At 51.0% G+C, this 23657-nt stretch carries 20 protein-coding genes and 2 tRNA genes; 13 read left to right on the forward strand and 9 right to left on the reverse strand.

All coding sequences use genetic code 11. The features are described 5' to 3' along the window. Window positions 1-2: 2 nt before the first annotated feature. The 4 genes from BS29_RS07265 to BS29_RS07280 all read right to left on the reverse strand — a co-directional run bounded on the left by BS29_RS07265 (window position 3) and on the right by BS29_RS07280 (window position 4148). Window positions 3-299, reverse strand: a complete 297-nt coding sequence (locus BS29_RS07265) for a DUF2849 domain-containing protein (RefSeq protein ID WP_229956533.1) — start codon at window positions 297-299, stop codon at window positions 3-5. Continuing rightward, window positions 296-1099 (reverse strand): uroporphyrinogen-III C-methyltransferase, encoded by an 804-nt coding sequence (gene cobA / locus BS29_RS07270; RefSeq protein ID WP_229956534.1) that lies wholly within the window; start codon window positions 1097-1099, stop codon window positions 296-298. The genes BS29_RS07265 and cobA overlap by 4 nt, the downstream gene beginning before the upstream one ends. A gap of 93 nt (window positions 1100-1192) precedes the next feature. Beyond that, complete coding sequence (gene astD, locus BS29_RS07275; protein WP_229956816.1) at window positions 1193-2608, reverse strand: succinylglutamate-semialdehyde dehydrogenase; 1416 nt, start codon at window positions 2606-2608, stop codon at window positions 1193-1195. Window positions 2609-2747: 139 nt separating this feature from the next. Then, complete coding sequence (locus tag BS29_RS07280) at window positions 2748-4148, reverse strand: protein adenylyltransferase SelO family protein (protein WP_229956535.1); 1401 nt, start codon at window positions 4146-4148, stop codon at window positions 2748-2750. A 59-nt stretch (window positions 4149-4207) separates the two neighbouring features. On the opposite strand from BS29_RS07280, the gene BS29_RS07285 reads away from it, so the two are divergent. From BS29_RS07285 to BS29_RS07315, 7 genes are all read left to right on the forward strand, one after another. Further along, window positions 4208-5071: an alpha/beta fold hydrolase gene (locus BS29_RS07285; protein ID WP_229956536.1), complete on the forward strand. Its 864-nt coding sequence runs from the start codon at window positions 4208-4210 to the stop codon at window positions 5069-5071. A gap of 32 nt (window positions 5072-5103) precedes the next feature. Further along, window positions 5104-6240, forward strand: a complete 1137-nt coding sequence (locus BS29_RS07290) for a glycosyltransferase family 4 protein (protein WP_229956537.1) — start codon at window positions 5104-5106, stop codon at window positions 6238-6240. 100 nt (window positions 6241-6340) lie between these two features. Then, on the forward strand, window positions 6341-7744 hold the full coding sequence (locus BS29_RS07295; RefSeq protein ID WP_229956538.1) for an NAD(P)H-dependent flavin oxidoreductase: 1404 nt from the start codon (window positions 6341-6343) through the stop codon (window positions 7742-7744). 72 nt (window positions 7745-7816) lie between these two features. Beyond that, complete coding sequence (locus BS29_RS07300; RefSeq protein ID WP_229956539.1) at window positions 7817-8146, forward strand: PilZ domain-containing protein; 330 nt, start codon at window positions 7817-7819, stop codon at window positions 8144-8146. Between the two features lie 181 nt (window positions 8147-8327). Then, window positions 8328-8783 carry a GNAT family N-acetyltransferase gene (locus tag BS29_RS07305; protein ID WP_229956540.1) on the forward strand — a complete coding sequence of 152 codons (456 nt, stop codon included), beginning with the start codon at window positions 8328-8330 and terminating at the stop codon, window positions 8781-8783. 18 nt (window positions 8784-8801) lie between these two features. Then, window positions 8802-9164, forward strand: coding sequence for a hypothetical protein (locus tag BS29_RS07310; protein WP_229956541.1), 363 nt, complete (start codon window positions 8802-8804; stop codon window positions 9162-9164). Window positions 9165-9253: 89 nt separating this feature from the next. After that, window positions 9254-10000: an FkbM family methyltransferase gene (locus BS29_RS07315; RefSeq protein ID WP_229956542.1), complete on the forward strand. Its 747-nt coding sequence runs from the start codon at window positions 9254-9256 to the stop codon at window positions 9998-10000. Window positions 10001-10048: 48 nt separating this feature from the next. Here BS29_RS07315 and BS29_RS07320 read toward each other — a convergent pair whose 3' ends face one another. Further along, window positions 10049-11362, reverse strand: a complete 1314-nt coding sequence (locus BS29_RS07320) for an ammonium transporter (RefSeq protein ID WP_229956543.1) — start codon at window positions 11360-11362, stop codon at window positions 10049-10051. Between the two features lie 137 nt (window positions 11363-11499). Further along, window positions 11500-12513, reverse strand: coding sequence for a 2-hydroxyacid dehydrogenase (locus BS29_RS07325; RefSeq protein WP_407673763.1), 1014 nt, complete (start codon window positions 12511-12513; stop codon window positions 11500-11502). A gap of 95 nt (window positions 12514-12608) precedes the next feature. On the opposite strand from BS29_RS07325, the gene BS29_RS07330 reads away from it, so the two are divergent. Both BS29_RS07330 and BS29_RS07335 read left to right on the forward strand, forming a co-directional pair. Beyond that, the gene (locus BS29_RS07330; RefSeq protein ID WP_229956544.1) at window positions 12609-13118 is read left to right on the forward strand and encodes an SH3 domain-containing protein; all 510 of its coding nucleotides are present in this window, start codon (window positions 12609-12611) and stop codon (window positions 13116-13118) included. Between the two features lie 352 nt (window positions 13119-13470). Beyond that, window positions 13471-14163, forward strand: a complete 693-nt coding sequence (locus tag BS29_RS07335) for a PEPxxWA-CTERM sorting domain-containing protein (RefSeq protein WP_229956545.1) — start codon at window positions 13471-13473, stop codon at window positions 14161-14163. Between the two features lie 76 nt (window positions 14164-14239). On the opposite strand, the gene BS29_RS07340 is transcribed toward BS29_RS07335, so the two are convergent. Beyond that, window positions 14240-15430, reverse strand: a complete 1191-nt coding sequence (locus BS29_RS07340; RefSeq protein ID WP_229956546.1) for an acetyl-CoA C-acyltransferase — start codon at window positions 15428-15430, stop codon at window positions 14240-14242. A 93-nt stretch (window positions 15431-15523) separates the two neighbouring features. Between BS29_RS07340 and BS29_RS07345 the strand changes: the two genes are divergently transcribed. The 4 genes from BS29_RS07345 (at window position 15524) to BS29_RS07360 (ending at window position 22370) form a co-directional block, all read left to right on the forward strand. Beyond that, the gene (locus BS29_RS07345) at window positions 15524-16342 is read left to right on the forward strand and encodes a prepilin peptidase (protein WP_229956547.1); all 819 of its coding nucleotides are present in this window, start codon (window positions 15524-15526) and stop codon (window positions 16340-16342) included. A gap of 94 nt (window positions 16343-16436) precedes the next feature. Further along, window positions 16437-16521 (forward strand) — tRNA-Leu (locus BS29_RS07350). Between the two features lie 192 nt (window positions 16522-16713). After that, the gene (locus tag BS29_RS07355) at window positions 16714-19272 is read left to right on the forward strand and encodes a TonB-dependent receptor (RefSeq protein WP_229956548.1); all 2559 of its coding nucleotides are present in this window, start codon (window positions 16714-16716) and stop codon (window positions 19270-19272) included. Between the two features lie 230 nt (window positions 19273-19502). Further along, a complete protein-coding gene (locus tag BS29_RS07360; RefSeq protein ID WP_229956549.1) occupies window positions 19503-22370 on the forward strand; it encodes a TonB-dependent receptor in 2868 nt (955 codons plus the stop codon). Window positions 22371-22593: 223 nt separating this feature from the next. Here the strand turns inward: BS29_RS07360 and BS29_RS07365 are convergent. Continuing rightward, window positions 22594-22669 (reverse strand) — tRNA-Thr (locus tag BS29_RS07365). Between the two features lie 40 nt (window positions 22670-22709). Continuing rightward, window positions 22710-23582 carry a hypothetical protein gene (locus BS29_RS07370; RefSeq protein WP_229956550.1) on the reverse strand — a complete coding sequence of 291 codons (873 nt, stop codon included), beginning with the start codon at window positions 23580-23582 and terminating at the stop codon, window positions 22710-22712. Window positions 23583-23657: the final 75 nt, after the last annotated feature.

Consider the following 23657-nt stretch of genomic DNA (forward strand, 5'->3'; position numbering starts at 1 on the left):
GGCTAAATCACCCAGTTTCCAGCCTCAGGATCGGCTGGCTTTAATGTTAAATCCGGTCTTACAGTTGGTCCCAGCGCCCGCACGCGGTCTTTGATATGGGCGGGGCGAGGGCCGTCTTCGGTCATCTCTGCTTCAATCGCATAAGGAACATTGACCCGGCGAGCGGCTTCTTCTTCGTGCAGGATGGCTTCGAAATTTTCACCGACATCCACAGCATCTTCGACATGGCGCGACCAGTCGCTTCCGGTCCACCAGGTCACATCGCCTGTTTTGAGGTCATTTCCGGTCAGTATCTTCAAAATTCCACTCCCGCCATTTGCGCATATTCAAGAAATTTATCCGTCGCGTCGCCATAACGTGCAACCTCGCCGACCACCAACAAGGCAGGGCTTTTGACATTTTCGCGGCGCACAAGATCGCCGAGATCAGTCAGTAACGTCTGCAGCGCCCGGAAATTGTCCCGCGTACCGTTCTCGAGCACAGCAACAGGCAGGTCCGGTGCTGCGCCATCAGCAATCAATTTCTCTACAATCGCTTCGGCATTGGCGACACCCATATAGATAACCAGCGTACGCCCTTTGCCAGCCAGTCCAGACCAGTTCTGTTCAGACAAGCCCTTGCATTGCCCGGCTACAAAGGAAACTGCACTGGATGCATCACGATGGGTGAGGGGCATCTTGGCCTGAGCAGCACAGCCAAGGGCCGCGCTGATACCGGGAACGACTTCGACACGAACGCCCGCTTTGATGCAGTCGCTGGCTTCTTCACCGCCACGTCCGAAGATAAAAGGATCACCGCCTTTAAGCCTTACCACTTTGTGGCCTTTTTGTGCTTCGGCAATCAAAAGGGCATTAATGGCATCCTGCGCCATGCTGTGGCGGGAACGTTGTTTGGCAACGGAAATGCGTTTGGTCGTGGCTGGCGCCATGGCCAATATATCTGCGCTGACCAGTCCGTCATGCACGATGACATCGGCTTCCGATAACAAGCGTGCTGCGCGAAGAGTCAGCAATTCTGGATCGCCGGGACCGGCGCCTACCAGATAGACAATACCATTCTGTCTAGATGATTTGGCTGCAAAGATATCAAAATTTTCCATGCGACCGATATGCGTCGTTAAGCCGCCGTGATCAAAGCAGAAGTTTTTTCAGCGACCTAAGATATACTATTCACCGCTCTATATCGGGATTGATCAGTCTTCGTCCTTCAAACCAATGCCTATGGATGCGCGCGTTTGCTCGGCTTCCATCGATACGACCGGATATGCACAATAATCAGCAGCATAATAGGCACTTGGCCGATGATTGCCGGATAATCCTATACCGCCAAAGGGAGCTTCGGACGAGGCTCCAACGGTCATTTTGTTCCAATTGACAATGCCGGCGCGACTATTGGACCAAAATTGATCATATTGTGTGGCGCTACCGCCAATTAAGGCGGCAGAAAGACCGTAACGGGTGTTGTTCGCTTCCGCTATGGCCCCTTCGAAATCCTCTACACGCAGAACTTGCAGAATAGGGCCAAACAGCTCGATATCAGGTCGCTCCTCCATGTCAGTTACATCAATAATGCCAGGTGTAAGAAATGGCCGATCGTCCAATGGACGTGCCATATGCTTGATAGGACGTCCACCATGGCTCATTAGTGCGAGAAAACTCTCGGTGAGACCATCGGCCGCGTCGTTGTCGATTACTGGCCCCATGAATGGTGCGGGTGTGCTAAATGGCTCGTCAATGATCAGGCGGTCTGCAATCCGTTTTACTTCCTTGACCACCCGCTCATAAAGCTCATCCTTGACAATCATTCTGCTTGCGGCCGAGCAGCGTTGGCCCGCCGACAAAAATGCCGATTGGATGACCAATACAGCCGCACTGTGAATATCGTCTGTGTCCCAAACAATGATTGGATTATTGCCGCCCATTTCGAGCGCAAGAATTTTGTCGGGACGTGAAGCGAATTGTCGGTTGAGAGCAACACCAGTTTGTGCAGACCCAGTAAACAAAACACCATCAATATCGTCGTTCGCGGTCAGGCTTTTGCCTACATCCGGGCCGCCTTGCAGGATGTTGACAACACCTTCAGGCAATCCGGTTTTGTTAAATGAATCGACCAAAAATTCGCCGACTGCGGGCGTTTTTTCTGACGGTTTAAAGACGATGGTATTCCCTGCGATCAACGCCGGTACAATATGGCCATTCGGCAAATGCGCTGGGAAATTATAGGGGCCCAGCACCGCCAATACACCATGTGGCTTATGCCGCATGGCGGCGCGCATGTTGGGCTGGCTCGGCAAATGGCGTTGCGCAGTACGTTCCGCATATGCCCTGACTGAGATATCAACCTTTTTGATCACCGCTTCAGCTTCCGTGCGGGATTCCCAAATAGGCTTTCCGGTTTCGCGGGCAATTAATTCGGCAAGCTGTTCCGACTGGCTTCGTATATGATTGGCATAGCGACGGACGATTTCGATCCGTTTTGTCAGGGGAAGGGCCGCCCAAGCCGGCCAGGCATTTCTGGCTTTGGCAACGGTGGTGTCTGCATCGCCGGCATCGCCTTGCCACAAGACTGCACCTGTTGCCGGCTCTGTTGAGATAAGTTCTGTCAAAATCAATCCGTTACAATTTGTTTCAGTCAGGGCTGTTTTCGTCTTCTATGAGTTGCGCTTTAACTAGCTGATACAGCGCAAAAATCTAGTAGCCATAATCCTATTTTCTTTCAGCCAATCGCGAAAATCGCGTTACAAGAGGTTACAAGCCTCTAAGTGCCTCGCCCATATTTCTTATTGCCTCAACCTTTTTGGTTAACGGTTGCCAATCATTATCTTTCGCAATGGCGTCCCAAATATTCTCAACCTCTTCGATGTGCATGGAGCAGGGTTCATCTGATTGCCAATAATCATGATCCGATGGCCTGATGCGTGTGCGCTTGGCTACTTCTTCCTTGAAGATCTCGAACTCTTCGGCTTCGTAGCGTTTTTTGTCAGGAAGCGTGTACTGACCCCAGTCGAAAAAGAAACGGTCTATTGTCACCAACTTTGTGCTCAATGCCTGCTCTGCGGCAACGACAAGCGGTTTGTCGATCTCAAAACCTTCGGACTCTACCCCTAATCGCCAACAGAAATGTTCGGTGAAAGCCTCTCCATAAGCGCGCGGAAAGCCTTCCAGGGTGGCGACAAGTGGATCACTTTCACAAATCAACCGCAATGCGCTGGCTAACTGGGCCAGGTTCCAGTGCAAAGCTTCCGGTTGCCGGGCAAAACAATAAAGACCCTGATGATCGAAATAGGCCGCCGTGAAACCGGGTTCCCAATAGGGTGTGAACCGCCAGGGGCCATAATCAAAACTTTCACCGGTGATATTGTTATTGTCGGTGTTGAGAACGCCATGAACAAATCCCGCCGTCATATAGCTTGCGGCCAATTGCGCGGACTTTGCCGCTACATTGCCGAATAATTCGGTGGCAGGATCGTCCGTCTTTACCCCGCCATAAAAATGGTTCAGGCAATATTCCGCTAAGTCATGCATCAACTTTTCGTTTTGTTCCGCAGCAATGCGTTGAAAGGTTCCGAAGCGGATATGACTATGGCTCAGCCGCGTCATTACCGCTGAGCGTGTGGGAGACGGCTCATCACCGCGCTCGAGCTCTTCACCGGTTTCGATCAGTGAAAATGTCTTAGATGTATCGACGCCCAGCGCTTCCAGCATCTCAGTGGCCAAAATTTCTCGAACGCCGCCTTTTAAGGTCAGCTTTCCATCACCCGAACGGCTCCAAGGCGTCGTACCAGACCCTTTGGTTGCGAGATCCATCAGTCGATCTTCGTGATCACGCATTTGCGCAAAAAGAAATCCGCGGCCGTCACCAATATCCGGATTGTAATTGCGAAACTGATGGCCATGATAGCGCAGGGCAAGCGGCGGGTTCAGATTGTCCGGCAACGGTTCAAAGCGACCAAAATGTTCAATCCATTCAGCGTCATTCAAATCTGCCAAGCCTATGGTTTGATCCCAGCGATTGTTGCGAAAGCGCAAGATATGTTCGGGAAAGTGCGCGGCACCGACCGGATCACCAATCTTGTCACCGAGATCGGTTATTTTGACATCCGCTCGATAGGATGACTTGGCGGGTTCAGCTTGCGGTTTATATGGCATTTAATGATAGTGGTGATTAATCGGGGATGCGGCAAGCCGCATGGGGGAGAAAAACAAATATGACGGACCGAATAGCTCACGAGGATCGATATTGGCAATCAGATGATGGCTTGAAATTGCACTATCGGGACTATCCTTCAGCCAGCGGCAAGACGCCGATAATCTGTGTGCCTGGCCTGACTAGAAATGTCCGCGATTTTGAACATCTCGGCCAGTGGCTAAATGGCGAACGGCGCATCATCATGGTCAATCTTCGCGGACGCGGGGAGAGTGAATATGCCAAGGATAGTGCGACTTATAATGCCAAGTCCTACGTTGAGGACATTGTGAAGCTGATGGATGAGATAGATTTGCCCAAGGCGATCTTCTTCGGAACATCATTGGGCGGCATTGTTACAATGATAATGGCTCATAAGCATCCGGAGCGCGTTGCTGGAGCACTATTGAATGACATTGGTCCCGAAATCGACCAGCGCGGCTTGGATCGGATAGGAGAAAATGTCGGTCTGGGGCGTAGTTTCGATACATGGGCACATGCCGCCCGTGATCTCGCCGAATCCAGCGCCAATATATATCCGGACTATAGTTTGAAAGACTGGATAGGCTTTGCCAAAAAACTCTACCGGATGAACAGTTCCGGCCGGATCAAGCTGGACTATGATATGAAAATATCGGAACCGTTTGAAAGAAAGGGCGGCGGCAGTGATGCGATGTGGCGGATGCTTGAGTCCCTTAAAAAACTGCCCACGCTTGTTTTGCGAGGCGAACGATCCGATTTATTTAGCGATGCGACGGCCAAAAAGATGATGAATATCTTGGAAAATGGAGAGCTGGTTACTGTAGCGCGCGTTGGGCATGCTCCCAGTTTGGAAGAGCCAAGATCGCTTGACGCCATTGCTGCATTGCTCCAACGAGTCGATTGATTTTCCAACAATTGAAATTTTCAACGACACCGATGAAATCTTCCAAAATCCTTCACCTACACAGCACGTTCAACCTTGGCGGTAAAGAAGCACGAGCCGTTCGTTTGATGAACCATTTCGGCGCGCAAGCAGAGCACACGATATTGTCCGCTGAACCCGATAATCTATCAGCGCGCGAAGCTGTTGATCCCAAGATAAAGGTGCAGTTTCCCAACGGCGCTCCAGCTTTGGCGGGGAAGCCATCGTTAAAGCGTTATCGTGAGCTGGTTGCTTATTTCAGAAATTTCGACTTGATCCTGTCCTATAATTGGGGATCGATGGACGGTGTGATGGCAAGGACTCTTTTCTCTCGTGTGGAAGGTCTGCCGCCACTAATTCATCATGAAGATGGATTTAATGAGGATGAGCGCAAGAAGCTAAGCTGGAAACGTAACCTTTTCAGAACCTTCGCACTGGGCAGCAGCCAAGCATTGGTTGTGCCATCGGAAAGATTGGAAAACATCGCCAAATCGGTCTGGAAGCAACCAGCCGAGAAGATTCATCGCATCCCCAATGGCATTGATGTGAAGCGTTTCGAAAAGAAACCGCAGCGCGGTGCCTTGTCCGGCTTTAAAAAGGGCAAAGATGAGATTGTGGTAGGAACGGTTGCCGGCTTGCGCACCATCAAAAATCTTCCTCGATTGGTGCGGGCCTGTGCAGCAGCGGGTGATAATGTGCGGCTTGTGATCGTTGGCGAGGGCAGTGAAAAGGCAGCGATATTGGCGGAAGCTGAACGTTGCGGAATAACAGATCGTCTTTTGATGCCAGGTTTTCTCCCGGAACCCGCCCGTTATGTAGGGCTTTTCGACATTTTTGCACTGTCCTCCGACAGTGAGCAATTTCCGATATCCTTGATCGAAGCAATGGCGGCAGGTTGTCCTGTTGTCGCAACGGATGTCGGAGATATCAAATCTATGGTATGTCAGGCCAATCAGGGGTTTGTTAAGCCTGCTGCTGATGAATCTGCCTTCGTAGAAGCGTTGACAACATTGGTTCAGCATGAACAGTTGCGCCAGGATATCGGCCAGCAAAACCGGATGAAGGCGCAGGCAGAATATAATGAAAGCAAGATGTTGGCACGCTATGCCTTGCTTTATGGACACGCGTTAGGGCGTCCAAAATTCAAATAGGGTTTTGCGATTAAAAATAGTTTGGGCAATTGCCAATTTTTTCGAACAATTTTGTCGTGCGCTGTCTATAAGGCACGCATTGGGCATATAGGAGAGTATAGTGTTTAAAGGGGTCAAGCCTATCCAGTATAATGGTCGCGAAGTGTGGCCGTTAATTGAGGGTGGCAAAGGGGTCGCAGCGACCAATCATGCAAGCTCCGGTGCTTGGGCTGCCGCTGGCGGCATCGGCACTGTGTCAGCGGTCAATGCCGACAGCTATGATGCGGATGGTAATGTCATTCCTCAGATATATCACGGAAAGACCCGCGGTGCTCGGCATGAAGAACTGATAAAATATGCGATCGATGGCGCAGTTGCGCAGGTGACTAAAGCATTTGAAATGTCCAACGGGAAAGGCGCAATTAACATCAACGTCCTTTGGGAAATGGGCGGAGCGCAGCAAGTGCTGCATGGTGTGTTGGAGCAAACCAAGGGCATGGTTGCTGGTGTCACTTGTGGTGCGGGCATGCCTTACAAACTCTCGGAAATTGCCCAACAATATGGCGTAAACTATCTACCGATCATCAGTTCGGCCCGTGCTTTTCGGGCTTTGTGGAAGAGAGCTTATCACAAGGTATCCGACCTCATGGCTGCCGTTGTGTATGAAGACCCCTGGCTGGCAGGCGGCCATAACGGGCTCAGCAACGCGGAAGATCCCCGTAAACCAGAAGACCCTTATCCGCGCGTAAAAGCCTTGCGCGAAACAATGCGAGGAGAGGGGATTGCTGACAGTGTTCCGATCATCATGGCAGGCGGCGTTTGGGCGTTAAAAGACTGGAATGACTGGATCGACAATGATGAACTGGGGCAGATTGCTTTTCAATTCGGTACACGACCCTTGCTGACCAAGGAAAGCCCGATTCCTGATAGCTGGAAGAATGAACTGATAAAGATCAAGGAAGGCGATGTGTTGCTGCACAAATTTTCGCCAACCGGCTTTTATTCATCGGCGGTACGCAATGAGTTTTTGCGCAGTCTCGAAGCGCGGTCTGAGCGCCAAATTCCTTATTCAACCGAAAAAGCGGGCGAGCATACGCATCAATTGGATGTTGGTGTGAAGGGCAAGAATTTCTGGGTCACGCGCAATGACTTGCTCAGGGCGCGGGAATGGGATGGACTGGGCTTTACCATGGCTCTCAAGACACCGGATAATACGATTGTCTTTACCACGCCGGAAGAAGCGAAAATGATCCGCAAAGATCAGGCTGACTGTATGGGATGTCTGTCACATTGTGGATTCTCCTCCTGGAAAGATCATGACAATTTCAGCACCGGAAGACTCGCAGACCCGCGCAGCTTCTGCATTCAGAAGTCCTTGCAGGAAATTGTGCACGGATCACCGGTAGAAGAACATTTGATGTTTGCAGGACACGGTGCCTATAATTTTGGCAAGGATCCCTTCTATTCCAATGGCTTTGTTCCAACCGTCAAACAACTGGTCGATCGCATTCTGACCGGCGACTAGCCATGGTTTAGGGCCGTTAACTTTATTGTTACTCTTTTGCGTTTACACGTGGATACGCGCAGGAGGGTAGAGATGGCGCTGAAGTCGACAAGATACCGCAAAGTGGAGCCGGCAGCTTTGAACCGGAGGGCGGTCGCACGCCATGAGGTTTTCATTTCCAGCGCATCGTTGAAACGCAAAGGCAATATGTCGATTGTCGCTACTCTGCTTGATATCTCCATCTACGGATGCCGCTTCGAAGCCGATGCCGTGTTCAAAGAAGGGGAAAAAGTAACCGTCACCGTCGATAAACATGCTCCGGTCAACGCTACGCTGGTATGGCAGAAAACAAAGCAGGCAGGCTGCCGCTTTGCCGATGCACTCGACACCGAAGTTTTGCGGACGTTGACGCTGGCTTCCTAAGTTCGAGAACTTTTGCTCGGCCTTCAAAGTTCACACAAATCACACATGCTTACGCTATGAGCAGGCTGCAATAATAATTGTGAGATTTGCGATATAATAGACAGATAAATTTGATTTAAATTGTCCAAGAACATGCACTATCCTATATCAACGTCTGCGAATGTAGGAAAGGACAAGGTCGATGGAAATTCGATTGGATGACCTAAAGGGGCAGGCGGTTCAATCGTTACTTGCCGTCCATCTTTCGGGCATGCAAGGAAACTCCCCGCCTGGCAGTGTCTATGCCCTTGACTTGTCCGGTCTAAAGGCACCCGAAATATCCGTGTGGAGTGCATGGGATGGTGATCAGCTTATGGGAATCGGTGCACTGAAAGAGCTGTCCGGAACGGCTGGTGAAATTAAATCCATGCGGACAGATTCCCGGCACCTCAGGAAAGGTGTGGGTTTGTCAATTCTCAACCACATAATTGAGGAAGCAAAACAGCGCGGATACAAACGGTTGAGTCTTGAAACCGGGTCAGGGAATGAATTCGAACCAGCTCTTCATCTGTATCGTAAGCAAGGATTCGAAAATGGAGCAGCCTTTGGTGATTATACCGCCAGCGAGTTTAATCAGTTTCTGCATTTAAATTTGTAGCTATCAGAGGATGGAGACATGGGGGAACGAATTTGCTGGCTCATATTGGGTCTGGTTGTCCACTTGCCGCCATTTGCCGCTTTCTTCATTCCATCGCTGATTACGCGGTTATATGGCGTATCTGCAGATGATGTGAACTTTGCTTTGTTACAGCATCGTGCTGCTCTGTTTGGTATGATTGTTATCGCCTGTACATGGGCTGCTTTTGACGCCGACGTACGCAAACTCGCATTTGTCGTGACGGCTCTTTCAATGATCAGTTTTCTGGCGATTTATGGGATTTACAATCAACCCACTAGCTTACGCACAATCGCTATTACCGATGCCGTCGGCCTCCCATTTCTCGCCTATGTCGGGTGGAAGGCCTTTGCCACCAAATAGTGCAGGATATTGATCCTACTGGCTAACGAAGATGGTTACGAAAATGTCGTTTGTTTGACAGCCTATTTTTTTCTGGCAATAGCCATTTCATGTCATCGCCATCATTATCTCAGCGCATCATTGGTCGTCTGTTTCGTAAAGGATCGCCAGCACTTCAAAGACATGTGGCCGATATGGTTGCGCGCGCTTCCGAAGAAATCACCTATAATCGGTTGGTTGAAAATGGCTTCAAACCTCAGGCAATAGTCGATGTTGGTGCCTATAAAGGGGACTGGACCCGTCTGGCCCATCGCACATTCGGCAAAATGCCTATGCTGATGGTGGAAGCACAACCGGCATTGCGGGCAGGATTGGATGAGGTGATCCGTGACCTGCCTCATGTCAAATGCGAGTCAGCGGTATTGGGCGCGACGGCAGGGCAAGAGGTCACATTTTATGAAATGGGCACTGGGTCATCCTTTCTGCCGGAAGCCAGCGATGCGCCGCGCAACGAATTGAAACTGAAAACCCGAACCTTGGACGATGTCGTTGACGAGCATCTAGAGCCGACTAACGACGTATTTCTGAAAATCGATGTACAGGGGGCCGAATTACAGGTTTTGCAAGGTGCGAATAAATTGCTGGAACGAACCGGTCTGATTCAACTGGAAACCGCCATGCTGCAATATAATGAAGGCGCGCCGCTTTTACCCGAAGTAGTCACATTCATGGCCGACCGTGGGTTTTTTCCAACCGAGGTGTCGGGTTTCAGCCGTCCACGCAATCATCTGGTACAAATCGATCTTCTCTTTGCTCGAGCCGGATCAGTGCTCCGGCCCGAGTTTTTTAACTTCTGATAAAGTGCATCCGCGCGTGGCCAAACGTGGCCCTACGCACTTATAGGATCAATCCAGATCCCATGCTCTTTCGCCATGGCTGGCAATATCCAAACCATCGCGCTCATCGTCCTCATTCACTCGCATCGGTAGAATGAAGCTGATGCCGTAACCCAGAATGGCCGTTGCTATGGCCGACCATATTGCAACGACGCCGACGCCAATGAGTTGCGCGACAAACTGGCTGCCAAAGGCCATGCCTTCTGCATAGCCTGTGCCGCCGAAGCTTTCACTAATGAACAAAGCAAGCAGCAGAGAGCCCAGTATCCCGCCCACGCCGTGCACGGCGAAAACGTCAAGGCTATCGTCAATTTTAAAGCCATTTTTGACGAGGCCGACGGCGAAGAAACAGACCAATCCGGCCGCTGCACCAATAATGATTGACGCTCCGGGGCCAACAAATCCCGCCGCTGGCGTGATGGTGGCCAGGCCGGCAATTGCGCCGGTTGCAACGCCCACCGCGGTTGATTTGCCCACCTTGATCCGCTCAATCAATATCCATACCAGCGCAGCCGTGGAAGCCGCGACATGCGTGTTGATAATAGCGGATGACGCGTCATCGGTTGCGGTGAGAGCAGAACCACCGTTGAACCCGAACCAGCCAACCCAGAGCAAACCGGCACCTGCGACAGTGAGGGCAGGGCTATGGGGGAGCATGAGTGTTTTTGGCCAGCCAATGCGTTTGCCCATCATGATAGCAACAACCAAAGCTGATATACCAGCGGTCGTATGGACCACAATCCCGCCGGCAAAATCCAGTACACCAAGACCAGAGAGCCAGCCGCCGCCCCAGACCCAATGCGTGACAGGCGCATAGACGACGAGAAGCCAAAGCGAACAGAACGCGACAACCCAACCAAAGCGCGCCCTATCGACCCATGCGCCGACCATCAGGGCAGGGGTGATAACGGCGAAAGTCATCTGAAACATGGCGAAGGCAGATTCCGGGATGGCAGTGCCTTCGCGTACATTACCAAGGTTGCCAAACATCCAGTTGATACCGTTGCCCAGAACACCGTTGGTTACTTGTCCAAAGGCCAGTGTGTATCCGACCACGACCCAAAGAACCGATGTAATGCCAGCAATGGCCATGCACTGTATAAGAACCGAGAGAAAGTTCTTGGACCGGACCAGGCCGCCGTAGAACAGAGCAAGACCGGGAAGGGTCATCATGAGCACAAGTGCGGTTGCGGTCAGCACCCAAGCCGTGTCGCCCGTATTGGCAACGTCGGCAGCAGGATCGATGACATCCTGTGCGAATACCGGAGCCGATGCCAAAGCGGCGACCATGCCACCAATGGCAAGTTTACTAAGATGTTTCATGAAATCCCCTGAAAGCAACATTTTGTTACGCAAATCCGCGTTAGCGAATCATATTTTGGGAGTTTTTTAGTCTAGAGGAGAAATGGACTCAACAGCCAAGGCAGGCAAATTTTGATGAACAATCTCGGATTGAAATATTAGACCCAACCTTCCAGCACTTGGTCTGGCGGTCTGTGCCCGTCGGCCCATACGCGGATATTGGCAATGACACGCTCGCCTGATGCTTCGCGTCCTTCGAATGTAGCGCTCCCCATATGAGGGAGCAGTACAACGTTTTTGAGCTTCAAGAGCCGTTCATCAACAGCAGGTTCGTGGGTATAAACGTCAAGTCCGGCGCCGCTGATCTTTTCTTGCTGCAGTGCCTCGATCATTGCATTTTCGTCAATCAGTTCACCGCGCGCCGTGTTGATCAGATAGGTTGAAGGCTTCATCCTGGCGATCCGGTCGGCGTTGATAAGTTCATGTGTTTCCGGCGTATGAGGGCAGTGGATCGAAATGATGTCACACGTCTGAATCAGCTCATCCAGATCGGCAATGTAGCTCGCGTTCAAGGATTCTTCGACCGCAGGCGGTAATTGCCGCCGGTTATGATAGACGATTGACAGTCCAAATCCGGATGCGCGGCGGGCCACCGCTTGGCCGATGCGGCCCATGCCGACAATCCCAAGCTTTTTGCCGCCTATGCAATGTCCAAGCATGCCGGAAGGTTTCCAGCCCTCCCACAAACCGGAGCGCATCAGTTTCTCACCTTCGGCCAGTCGGCGTGGAACGGACAATATCAGCGCCATGGTCATGTCAGCTGTATCTTCGGTAAAAACACCTGGTGTGTTGGTCACCAATATTTGGCGCGCTCGTGCAGCAGCCAGATCGATATGGTCAACGCCAGCGCCAAAACTTGCGATCAGTTTCAAGCGATCTGGTGCACCAGCGATCATTTCTGCATCAATATTATCTGTAACGGTTGGCACCAGCACATCACAGTCGGCCATAGCGGCAATCAAATCATCGCGCGTAAATGCACGATCAGTCAGATTGGGTACAACGTCAAACAGCTCGCCCATCCGGTCATGAATAGCATCGGCGAGTTCGCGGGTCACGATGACGCGAGGCTTTTCGCGACGCGGTTGCTCAGATTTTTCCATATCGACCATAGGACACTTGCTATGCCTGAATTTTACATGAGGTCAAGCAGGTGACGCTTGATGCGCCGCTAGCTTTATGGTTATGGCTATGTCTGCTTGGGGGAATGAATAAATATCGAAATATGCGTAAGTCTGTAGTGAAAATATTATCGGTTTCTAGCCTCTTGACCGTTGGCGTTATTTCGGCATCGCCAGCGCAAGCACAGCAGGAGCCACCCTATTGGGCATCTATTGATGAGCCCGAGGCGCGGATGCGCACGGGACCAAGCACAGAATATCCAACCATGTGGATTTACCGACGTGAACGTCTCCCCATTAAAATTCTTGCACGCTACAAAGCGTGGCGGAAAGTGGAAGATCCTGATGGTGCGCAAGGTTGGATGCACGCACGTTTGTTAAGTGCTAAACAGACTGCGATTGTGCTGGGCGAAAAGGGCGAGGCGCAACCATTGCGTTCTCATCCGCAAGCCGACGCCAAAGTCATTTGGCGGGTCGAGCCAGGCGTGGTCGGGAAAATCACCCAATGCGAAAATGGTTGGTGTTTGCTCGATGTGACGGGGCGCCGTGGTTATGTCGATCGAGATATCATCTGGGGCGATGAACCTCTGAAATAACCAAAACCGGCTTTTTTCATTAATTCGCTTACATGAGTGGTCATGGCTGATGGTTAACAACAACCGTCCCATAGTGAAACATTTCTCACCGTAACAAAATAATAGTTGAGCTTTCTCAGGCTATCGCTGCGTCAATTTCGGTAAAATTGTCTAAAATCTGCCCCTTGGCATTTGCGCTAAAGGTTAAATTTGTCTTAATATTGCAATGGGTCGAAGATGAGAATCTCTTATCGAGTTAATGGGCGAAAGCCGCGTAACATACGGACCCGATCCAAGCATTCTTCGGATGTTGGCGATGGTAGCAGCAAAAGCTGTATCATTATTGGATCTGCGTGAATTTTTGGGGGCAAATATGAAGAAGAGTAAAAAACTATTGATGATGTCGGCCATGGCCGTTGCAGCATCTGCACTGTCAGCGACTTCGGTATCGGCTGAAGTGCTGATTTTCAATGCGAGCAACTATACCGCTGGCGCGAACAAACATGGTCTGTGGACGAATAACACGAATGTCGGCGCCGATCGCTTTTATGCTTTCCAGCCCGGCACCATATTCACTGTTGATACGGACACCGGTACGGGTTCGCTCGTTGGAACCGCAATCAACGGTTCTAACAACGTCGCCAATATCGACCTGAGACTGGGCGGCTTTCTGGAAACAACGCTAGGCTCAGCCTTTACTTATAAAAAGGAAGGCGGATTGGCTTATGATCCGGTAACGGACACACAGGATGTCGACTTTTTCACGACGGCTAGCGGAACCATTTCCATAGACGGCTATTCCTATATGCTGCGTTCCAATCCTTTCGCAGGCGGTCATGCTTTCCAATATGGTATTGGTGCTAACGCCAAAAATAGCGCTTTTGGCGGATCATCTTGGTTGCTTGTTGAGGGCGAAAATGGTGAGCGGCCACGGCATTGGGATGTGAACTTCAATCTGGCGGCTGTGCCGGAGCCTGCAACTTGGGCTTTCATGATCTTTGGTTTCGGTGCTGTTGGTGGTGCATTGCGCCGCAAGAAGAACCGGCAGACGGTAAGCTTCGCCTAATCAACATAGCGGACACAAATAAAAGGGGCGGGATAGCATTGCTTCCCGCCCCTTTTGTTTTGAAGTTCGAAGGCGCTTAGTCAGCAAGTTCAACCGCTACCGCTGTTGCTTCGCCACCGCCGATGCACAGAGCAGCAACGCCTTTCTTAAGCCCTTGTTTCTTTAACGCAGCGATGAGCGTGACCATGATCCGTGCACCGCTGGCACCAATGGGATGGCCAAGCGCCGTGGCTCCGCCATTTACATTCAATTTGTCGCGCGAGATGCCGATATCTTGCATGGCGAACATGGCGACGCAGGCAAAGGCTTCATTTACTTCCCACAGGTCGACATCCGCGACGTCCCATCCAGCCTTTTCAAGAACCTTTTGGATCGCCGAAACCGGAGCCGTGGTAAACTTGGCTGGAGCATGCGCATGAGCGGCATGGGCGACAATATTTGCAACGGGTTTCAGGCCTTTGGCTTCGGCAACACTTGCCCGCGCCAATACCATTGCCGCAGCACCGTCAGATATGGATGATGCGTTTGCCGCCGTGATCGTGCCGTCTTTTGCAAATGCCGGGCGCAGTTGCGGAATTTTGTCGGGATTACCTTTGAGCGGCTGCTCGTCTTTATCAACCGTCACGCTGCCTTTGCGGGTCTTTACCTCGACGGCAACCACTTCATCGTCAAAAGCATCGCCCTCGACAGCAGTCTTGGCACGGGCAAGCGATTCAATCGCATATTCATCCTGAGCCTCGCGGGTTAGCTGATATTCGCCGGCTGTTTCCTCGGCAAAACTGCCCATTGCTCGGCCCTTGTCATAAGCATCCTCCAATCCATCAAGGAACATATGATCCATTGCCTGCGCATGGCCCAATCGCGCACCGCCGCGCATTTTCGGTAAAAGATAAGGGGCATTGGTCATGCTTTCCATTCCGCCGGTAACGATAATGTCCACTGATCCTGCCGCCAGTGCCTCAGCGCCCATGATGGCAGTCTGCATACCGGACCCACACATTTTGTTGACAGTCGTGGCTTCTACCGATTCCGGTAGTCCGCCCAGGATGGCTGCTTGGCGAGCCGGAGCCTGGCCTTGGCCTGCGGATAAAACATTACCCATGTAAATGCGCTCTACATCCGCGCCATTAATGCCAGCGCGTTCGACCGCAGCCCGAACGGCAACCGCTCCCAGATCCGGGGCAGCTACATCACTCAACACGCCTTGCATGCCGCCCATAGGTGTGCGGGCGTAGGACAAAATGACAACCGGATCGACTTGAGACATGTAGGCTACCTTTCAAAAGATGATCGCCGCTGTTACGGCAGATTCGAATTGGTCACCACATAGGAGCGAAGCAGCGGTTTTTCAATCGCAGCATTGAACTACCGGCTCTGCCATGCCAATCGTGCATCCCGCGATTTATCGGAGCCGACAGTGCCAGTATTTGCCATTCCAATAGCTGGAACCTTGGTTGGTTTGATAATTGGCAGTTTTCTGGCGACTATAGTCATCAGGTGGCCACAAGGACAGTCCGTCATAGCAGGACGTTCACGCTGTGACCAATGCGAACAGACCATTAGTGCAATCGATCTGATCCCGGTTTTCAGCTATGTCGTGCGGCGAGGAAAATGTGCATCCTGCGGTGCTCCGATAAAATCTGATCATCTTGTGATTGAACTGTGTGCCGGTTTGATTGGAGGTTTGGCGTTGTACGTTGATCCTGGGTTGGGCGGGCTGTTTGGAGCTATTTTTGGCTGGTTGTTGCTGACCTTGGCGGCTCTTGATGCTCAGCATCATTGGTTGCCTGACCGGCTCACGATATTGCTGGCACTCAGCGGATTGACAGCATCATTTCTAGGCAATGAATCCGATTTCTTGAACCGCCTGATTGGTGGCATTATCGGCTTTGGGACGCTTCTTTTGGTGCGTTTGATTTATCGAAAATTGCGCAACAAGGAGGGGCTTGGGGGCGGTGACCCCAAGCTATTGGGTGCAATTGGATGCTGGCTTGGTTGGTCTGCACTACCTTTCGTTTTGCTGGGTGCAGGTCTTGTGGGATTGCTGGCGGCCATGACAATGCATATGCGGGGGCAGGAGGTAACCCCGAATACAGCACTGCCTTTAGGCAGTTTTATGGCCGTTTCCGCCTTTCCATTGTGGATTGTGCAAACGATGGTTGATACAAATCTATTCTAAACAATCAGACTGCATAAAGGTGGTTGCCAGCGCAAATTGTCTCCGCTAACAGGGCGTCGATTTTGCAAAAGCCAGTCTACGGCATTGCTGATTAGCCCCTGTGGTGGAATTGGTAGACGCGCTGCACTCAAAATGCAGTTCCGCAAGGAGTGCCCGTTCGAGTCGGGCCAGGGGCACCATTTTCGACATTCTCGACACATCTGTTGCCTGGTTGCAACGCTTTGGCCGTTTCTGTGGCAATAATAATAGTTACTCTACTGTAAAGCATGAGTTGCTGTGGACTAATGCGATCGTTTCTATCAATGCGGGCAATAGTTGGAGGGTAGATCTGGATAACCGGATTTCCACACTAAAAGTTTTCAGGAGTAAATATGAAAATCTCTAAGTTTTTGACCGCCACCGCATTGGGCGGCTTGATTTCAACTGTGCCTGCATATGCCCAGAACGTACAGGATGAAGACAGCGTTGAAGATAATGTCATCATTGTGACCGCCACCAAGCGGGAACAGACGCTGCAAGAAATTCCAATTTCGGTTTCAGTGACAACTGGTGAAACACTTGAGGCTGCACAGATCCGTGACGTTCTTGATCTTCAGACGGTGACTCCTTCGCTGCGGGTCAGCCAGCTCCAGACCTCTTCAGCATCGACTTTCATCATTCGTGGTTTCGGTAATGGCGACAATAACTTCGGCATTGAACCATCCGTTGGTGTCTTTATCGACGGTGTATTCCGTTCACGCTCCGCTGCTGCTTTGTCAGATCTTCCAAACGTCCAACGCATTGAAGTTCTGAATGGCCCACAATCAACGCTTTTCGGTAAAAACGCATCCGCTGGTGTTATTTCAGTTATCACTCGTGAACCACAATTTGAATTCGGCGGTGCAGTCGAGGCCAGCTACGGTAACTTCAATTCGGTCGTAATCAAAGGTGACATTACCGGTCCGATTACAGAGAATATCGCATTTTCTGTTGACGGCAGCTACAACCGCCGTGACGGATACTCCACCATCGTTAATCTTGATGAAGAGCAGAATGATCGCAACCGTTGGTCTGCACGTGGACAATTGTTGATTGAGGCAACTCCGGATTTGCGTATTCGCGCAATTGCAGATTACTCGCGTATCGACGAGGTTTGCTGTCAGGTGGCCACGGTTGTTTCTGGGCCAGTTACCGGCGCGATCAACGCCGTGGGCGGACAGCTAAACACAGATTTCTTTAGTGACGAAGCGTTTCTAAACTTTGTTCCAACCAACGAAGTCGACAATTACGGCGGTTCGATACAAGTCGATTGGGACACTGGCCCGATCTCAGTTACGTCGATCACATCTTATCGTGAACTGAAGAACTTCTTCCTGTCAGATATTGATTACACCAGTGCTTCGCTCGCGACCGAAACGCGTGATCAGGATGTCGAAACCTTCACTCAGGAAATCCGGATTACTTCCGATTTCGACGGTCCGATCAACTTCCTGCTTGGTGGTTACTATTTTGATGAGTCCATCTCGCAAGACAGTGCGATTCAAAACGGCAGCGATATTCGTGACGTGTTTGAAATTCTCGCTGGCGGCAATCCAGCCGATGTGCTGGCTGGCCTGCCATCCGTGTTCAACGGAGTAGAAGCTGGCCTCGGCTTGCCACAAGAAAGCATCTTCAATACGCCTCTTCTAACTTCTGAACAGTTCAGCATGGACAACACATCTTGGTCGATCTTCGGTACGGTTGATTTCGAACCGATTGACGGGCTCGTGTTCACTGGCGGATTCAACTATACAGATGACTCAAAAGACTTTGCGCTAGCGCAGCAGTCTTTCGACCCGCTCGGTCAAGTCAATCTGGTTGATGCTTTCATTACGGGGGCAACTGGCGGTGCGGTCACAACACGTGACCAATTTCAGGCACTACCGGCTGCTAACCAAGCAGCTCTGCTCGCAGCGGCCACCGATCCAAATGTAAACATGCTGCTTCCTCTTGCAGGCTTCCAGTTCCAACCACCATTTTTGACCATTCCAAACGCTGTTGAAGATGGCAAGACAAACGACGACAAGTTCACCTATTTGTTGCGCGCTTCTTATGAGATATCACCTGAAGTGAACGTCTATGCGAGCTATGCAACCGGCTTCAAGGCGAGCTCGATCAACCTGTCACGAGATAGCCGTCCTTCGAATACGGACTTTATCGCCGGGCCCGGTGGATCAACCTTTGCCGCTCCCTCATCGCCAATTCTGGATGCTGGTCTCGCCGTGCCCAATTTGGTTACAGGTTCGCGCTTTGCTGGGCCAGAGGAAGCGGAAGTCTATGAAATTGGTTTGAAGGCACAATGGCCTGGACTTGGCATCAATCTGGCATTGTTTGACCAGACGATTGAAGGTTTCCAGAGCTTTGCTTTCACCGGAACAGGTTTTGCACTGCGTAATGCAGGTGAGCAATCAGTCCAAGGTTTTGAGCTGGATGTGAACATCCAACCAACCGACGGACTGGTCTTCACGTTCGCGGCGACTCATCTTGATCCGGTTTTCGATGATTTTCCAGGCAGCGTTCTTGGCGATCTTACCGGTGAGCGTCCAGGTGGGATTCCGGCATGGAGCATTGCGACTTCTGCGACTTACACGCATGAATTCGGCGCGTCGGGCAATCGTCTTATCACGCGCGTGGATTTCAACCACGAGAGCAATACTGACATCAATAACGGACTGCCAGAATTCAACACCAACGTTGGCAATACCGAGATCTTCCGTCGCGAAGTTAATCTCGTGAATGCGTCGATGACGCTTGCACTCGAAAATGGTCTTGAAGTTGGCATCTATGGCCGTAACCTACTCGACGACCGATATATTGCGACTGTATTCGACGGTGTTGCGCAATCGGGGACGGTTTCCGGTTACCCCAGCGCACCACGCACATATGGCGGTGTCGTTCGCTTCAAGTTCTAAACGAAGCTTAGTTCGTCTTAAAATTGAGCCCTGTCAGGAAACTGGCAGGGCTTTTTTAATGTTTGTTTCCAATCGATTTCAGTAACAAAGGTGCAAAAATGTAACGCACTGGTGCATTTTTTTAATTTCCATCTGGACTTAATCGATCGATTAGTTGAAGATCAGGGCATCTGGGGGGATGAGCAAAAGCTACACTCTCCAGAAGAATAGTTCGGGATTGGGAGAGAAAGATGCGTAAATCGCTACTATTAGCCGCCACAGCTATATCTGCTGTGGCTTCACCAGCATGGGCACAGGTTGAAGACGATGTTGATGATAACGTCATCATCGTGACTGCGCAGCGTCAGGCACAAAGCCTTCAGGAAGTGCCGATTGCCGTTTCGGCTTTTGACGCGCAAGCCTTGGAAGCACAGCAGATTGAGAATGCCTCAGATTTGCAACTCACGCTACCCAACGTCTCTTTCACCAAAAGCAACTTTACCGCGTCGAGCTTCACTATCCGTGGGATTGGCGACCTTTGCGTTGGCGTGACTTGCGATTCTGCAACCGCCATTCACTTGAACGATGCCCCGTTGTTCAATACGCGCTTGTTTGAAACCGAATATTTTGATCTGGAACGAGTCGAAGTTCTGCGTGGCCCTCAGGGCACTCTCTTCGGCCGTAATGCTACTTCGGGTGTGGTCAATGTGGTGACTGCTAAGCCGGAACTGGGTGAGTTTAAGGGTTCGGTAGAAGGCCAATTTGGTAACTTTGAATCCTATCAAGTCAAAGCCATGGTCAACGTGCCTATTGGTGACAGTCTCGCTTTCCGTGCGGCTGGTTTTTACCAAAACCGTGATGGCTATACCAAGAACCTGTTTGACGATTCACGGATCGACGGCCGCGACATGTATGCGGTTCGCGGTTCAATTAAATGGGAACCAACACCTGATACCACTGTTGACCTCATGGCTTATTATTTCCGCGAGGATGATGATCGTCTGCGTATTCAGAAGCAGCTTTGTCAACGGGATCCAACTGGCGTTCTGGGCTGTTTGAACAACCGCTTGGATTTCGACAAGAACAACACCAATGCCAACTTTACCGGTGTATTGGGATCGAGCGAATTTTTTGCGATTACTTTTGCAGGAACACCTCTTGCGGGATTGGCACCTAGCCTTGGTTTGAACAGTCTATATGGTCCAGACGGGCATGCGAATTTTGACGAGCCTGATAATGTTCGGGAAGTTCGAACCGATTTTACGCCAGAGTACTTTACTGATGAACTTCAGTTGCAGGCGCACATTGAGCATGACTTTGGACCGATCCAAGTATCGGTAACTGGTCTATATCAGGAAACGGCTGTTGATTCGCGACAAGATTACAACCTGTCGATCCTCGGCCGTGATACTTATGTGACGGCATTGAATACGATCTCAGCGGTGCCTACTTTCGCTCCTGTTGCTGCTGCGATCATCCCAAATGGACCCGCCGGCCAACTCTGCACATCTGATACCGACACAATCGGTTTGGGATCTTATGGTGGAAACCGGATTTGTGCTGATACGCCGATTTCATTGGATCGTTCTAATCAGGACAACACCAGTTGGTCGATAGAAGGCATTGTTTCGAGTGACTTCGATGGGCCATTTAACTTCCTTCTTGGTGGTATCTATGCCGAAAATAATCTGGGTCAAAATAGCTATTATGTGAACGCCTTCGCGATCGATTATATCGTTGGCGTATTGGGTGCAGCTAATGGCGGATTTTTGGCAACACCATATTTCCGAAACAATACGCGGGAATTTGAGCTGGAATCCTATGGTATTTTCGGTGAAGTCTATTTTGATATCAGTGATGAATTGAAGTTCACGGGTGGTTTGCGCTACAATAATGATAAGAAATTTGTTGAGGCGCGCTCAACACTGGCGAGCTTCCTGGTCCCATTCGGACAAACAGCGGATGCCTTTGAATCTCCATTTGTCGGTCTGTTTGATGCTGACCCAGGTACACCTGGTAATCAGATCGTCCAACAACGCAACGTTGCTTTTGATGAGATCACCGGACGGGCTGTTCTGGATTGGCAGTTCACACCTGACAACTTGATCTATCTATCCTACTCGCGTGGCTACAAGTCTGGTGGTATCAACCCGCCACTGCAACCGATTTTTGCAGTACCTGAATCCTTTGGATCAGAGCAAATTGATGCCTTCGAAATCGGTTCGAAAAACACTTTTGCGGGCGGCGCATTTCAACTTAATGCAACGGCTTTCTACTATAAATACAAAGACTTGCAGCTTAGTCGGATTATCGCGCGAACGGCCGTCAACGACACTGTCGATGCGGATATCTATGGTGCGGAGATCGAAGCGATCGTCCGTCCTGATCCGGACTGGTTGATCAATATGGGCTTCAGTTATCTGAAATCCAAAGTTAAGGGTGACCAGTTCTTCAGCAATCCACGTGATCCAGGTGGCGGACGCGCGGATGCAGTGATCATCAAAGACATTACCAATGGCGCCAACTGTGCCGTAGTTCCAGGTACTGCAGGCAATGCGGCCGGCACAAATGCCTTTGTTAACGCGATTAACGGTGGACTTGGGCTGCAACCTACCACTGCTTTCCCAGCCGATGGCAATATCGCCTCAACTGGCGCATTTGGAATATGTTCTGCGCTTGAGGCGCAGGCAGCAGCCATAGGCGCTGGTTTTGATCCAGCCGGCATTCAAGTGCTTAGCCCAGGTGTTCAAGTCAACTTGCGTGGTAATGATTTGCCGCAGGCTCCGAACGTGAAGGTGTCTGCCGGTGTGCAATATACGCATAACTTTGACAGTGGCTGGACGCTCGTACCGCGCGTTGACATTGCCTATACGGGTGATCAGACGGGCAGTATCTTCAATGGTAATGTGAACAAGATTGAGGGCTTTACGCAGGCCAATGCATCGCTGCAATTGAACGGCAATGATGACAAGTGGTTCGTCCGGGCCTTTGTTCAGAATATCTTCAACAGCAACTCGATCACGGGTCAGTATTTGACCGATGCATCTTCGGGTCTGTTCACGAATATCTTCACGCTGGATCCTCGCCGCTATGGCATCGGAGCTGGCATCAAGTTCTAAAGAGATCGTCACGTGGGAAAATGGGCCCTGCCGGGAGACCGGCGGGGCTTTTTGGTAGGGGTTGGGCAGGGGACTATCCTCAATCTGTCGAAGGATTTTGAGGTTCTGGATTGGGTAGCTCGTGAGGCTGTGGCGGCCGTTACTGTTATTTGCAGCCACCCTTGCTTGCGCTGCGGGATTTTTGCGTGCGTTCGTCCCCTGGACGAACTTTGGTCCGCAAAAATGGTGCCGAATATCCGACTCGAACGGATGACCTACCGCTTACAAGGCGGTTGCTCTACCAGCTGAGCTAATTCGGCGCTGGTTTAATGACTCAGTCAAGAACGAGCGCTCTTTGCTTCAAAAAACACCAAAGGTCCAGCCCTCTTTTTGCGCTATTTCATTTGTGAGCTTGGTGGGGTGCCACAAGCGTTTGTCACGACTTGCGTTCTTCATCCAGGCGGCTGTAATCAATGCGTCTGTGCTGTGGTCGTCATATTGCGATAAAGGACCGGGCGAGGGAGCCCCCAATACCTGCAGAGCCGCCTCTAAGCCAACACGGTCGCGAATCTTACTTTTTCCTTTCGGCAATCCAGCCGCCAGAGCGGCGATGGTAGTGTAGATTTCTATGATCAGAGGACCGGTTTCTGGAATTGGATCAAAGGGCCAGATGGGAATCGCGCCGTCTAATTGGTGCAACATCCGCATACCTGTCAGGCTTGATTTACCAACCTGTGCGGCGCCGACCAGGTTGAAGCAACTGGCGCTATTGGCTTGTCCTGTTTCGCGTTGATATTGTTCTACCACACGCAGCCGTCCGGTCCCTCCTGTGAAAAGGTCGCCGACATGGTCACGACTGTGACGAAAATGACGTGCAGCCTGCGGATGCTCTAAAAAGGAGAGGATGTTCAGGTGGGGATCGTCATTGGAAGATTGGTCAACCAAGTGCCACAAATCGATGGCACGAGACGGACTGTCTTCCCATTGCGGGAAATAGCATCCGATGTCGTGAAACGGCAGAGACATGGACAGGTCAAAACCTATCAACATATCCTGCTCGGTCTTTGCTGCATGAAACAACCAATTGCGTATGTCTTCGCGCGACCATCGTGGTTCTGGGGAGATAAGCTTTGGCGGACCATCCCGGTTGATAGTTGCCACGGCTATGCCGTTAGGGCGTTCGGTCTTTGCGCCTGACCAGTCGATACAGGTGAATTGGGAGAAGCGGCGCATACGCGTTCCTATCCCATTCTGACTGCAAAAGAAAAGGGCAGGTCCGCCGGACCCGCCCTTGAACTTTTAGAATTC

This window comes from Parasphingorhabdus litoris DSM 22379 (genome assembly GCF_020906275.1).
In the GTDB taxonomy this organism is placed as follows: Bacteria; Pseudomonadota; Alphaproteobacteria; order Sphingomonadales; family Sphingomonadaceae; genus Parasphingorhabdus; species Parasphingorhabdus litoris.

What these genes read in the sequence shown, in the direction of transcription:
- BS29_RS07320 (WP_229956543.1), bottom strand. Translation starts at nt 11,362, where the DNA reads ATGAAACATCTTAGTAAACTTGCCATTGGTGGCATGGTCGCCGCTTTG.
- cobA (WP_229956534.1), bottom strand. Translation starts at nt 1,099, where the DNA reads ATGGAAAATTTTGATATCTTTGCAGCCAAATCATCTAGACAGAATGGT.
- BS29_RS07285 (WP_229956536.1), top strand. Translation starts at nt 4,208, where the DNA reads ATGACGGACCGAATAGCTCACGAGGATCGATATTGGCAATCAGATGAT.
- BS29_RS07355 (WP_229956548.1), top strand. Translation starts at nt 16,714, where the DNA reads ATGAAAATCTCTAAGTTTTTGACCGCCACCGCATTGGGCGGCTTGATT.
- BS29_RS07325 (WP_407673763.1), bottom strand. Translation starts at nt 12,513, where the DNA reads ATGGTCGATATGGAAAAATCTGAGCAACCGCGTCGCGAAAAGCCTCGC.
- BS29_RS07315 (WP_229956542.1), top strand. Translation starts at nt 9,254, where the DNA reads ATGTCATCGCCATCATTATCTCAGCGCATCATTGGTCGTCTGTTTCGT.
- BS29_RS07330 (WP_229956544.1), top strand. Translation starts at nt 12,609, where the DNA reads ATGAATAAATATCGAAATATGCGTAAGTCTGTAGTGAAAATATTATCG.
- BS29_RS07300 (WP_229956539.1), top strand. Translation starts at nt 7,817, where the DNA reads ATGGCGCTGAAGTCGACAAGATACCGCAAAGTGGAGCCGGCAGCTTTG.
- BS29_RS07305 (WP_229956540.1), top strand. Translation starts at nt 8,328, where the DNA reads ATGGAAATTCGATTGGATGACCTAAAGGGGCAGGCGGTTCAATCGTTA.
- BS29_RS07280 (WP_229956535.1), bottom strand. Translation starts at nt 4,148, where the DNA reads ATGCCATATAAACCGCAAGCTGAACCCGCCAAGTCATCCTATCGAGCG.
- BS29_RS07290 (WP_229956537.1), top strand. Translation starts at nt 5,104, where the DNA reads ATGAAATCTTCCAAAATCCTTCACCTACACAGCACGTTCAACCTTGGC.
- BS29_RS07370 (WP_229956550.1), bottom strand. Translation starts at nt 23,582, where the DNA reads ATGCGCCGCTTCTCCCAATTCACCTGTATCGACTGGTCAGGCGCAAAG.
- BS29_RS07335 (WP_229956545.1), top strand. Translation starts at nt 13,471, where the DNA reads ATGAAGAAGAGTAAAAAACTATTGATGATGTCGGCCATGGCCGTTGCA.
- BS29_RS07360 (WP_229956549.1), top strand. Translation starts at nt 19,503, where the DNA reads ATGCGTAAATCGCTACTATTAGCCGCCACAGCTATATCTGCTGTGGCT.
- BS29_RS07340 (WP_229956546.1), bottom strand. Translation starts at nt 15,430, where the DNA reads ATGTCTCAAGTCGATCCGGTTGTCATTTTGTCCTACGCCCGCACACCT.
- BS29_RS07310 (WP_229956541.1), top strand. Translation starts at nt 8,802, where the DNA reads ATGGGGGAACGAATTTGCTGGCTCATATTGGGTCTGGTTGTCCACTTG.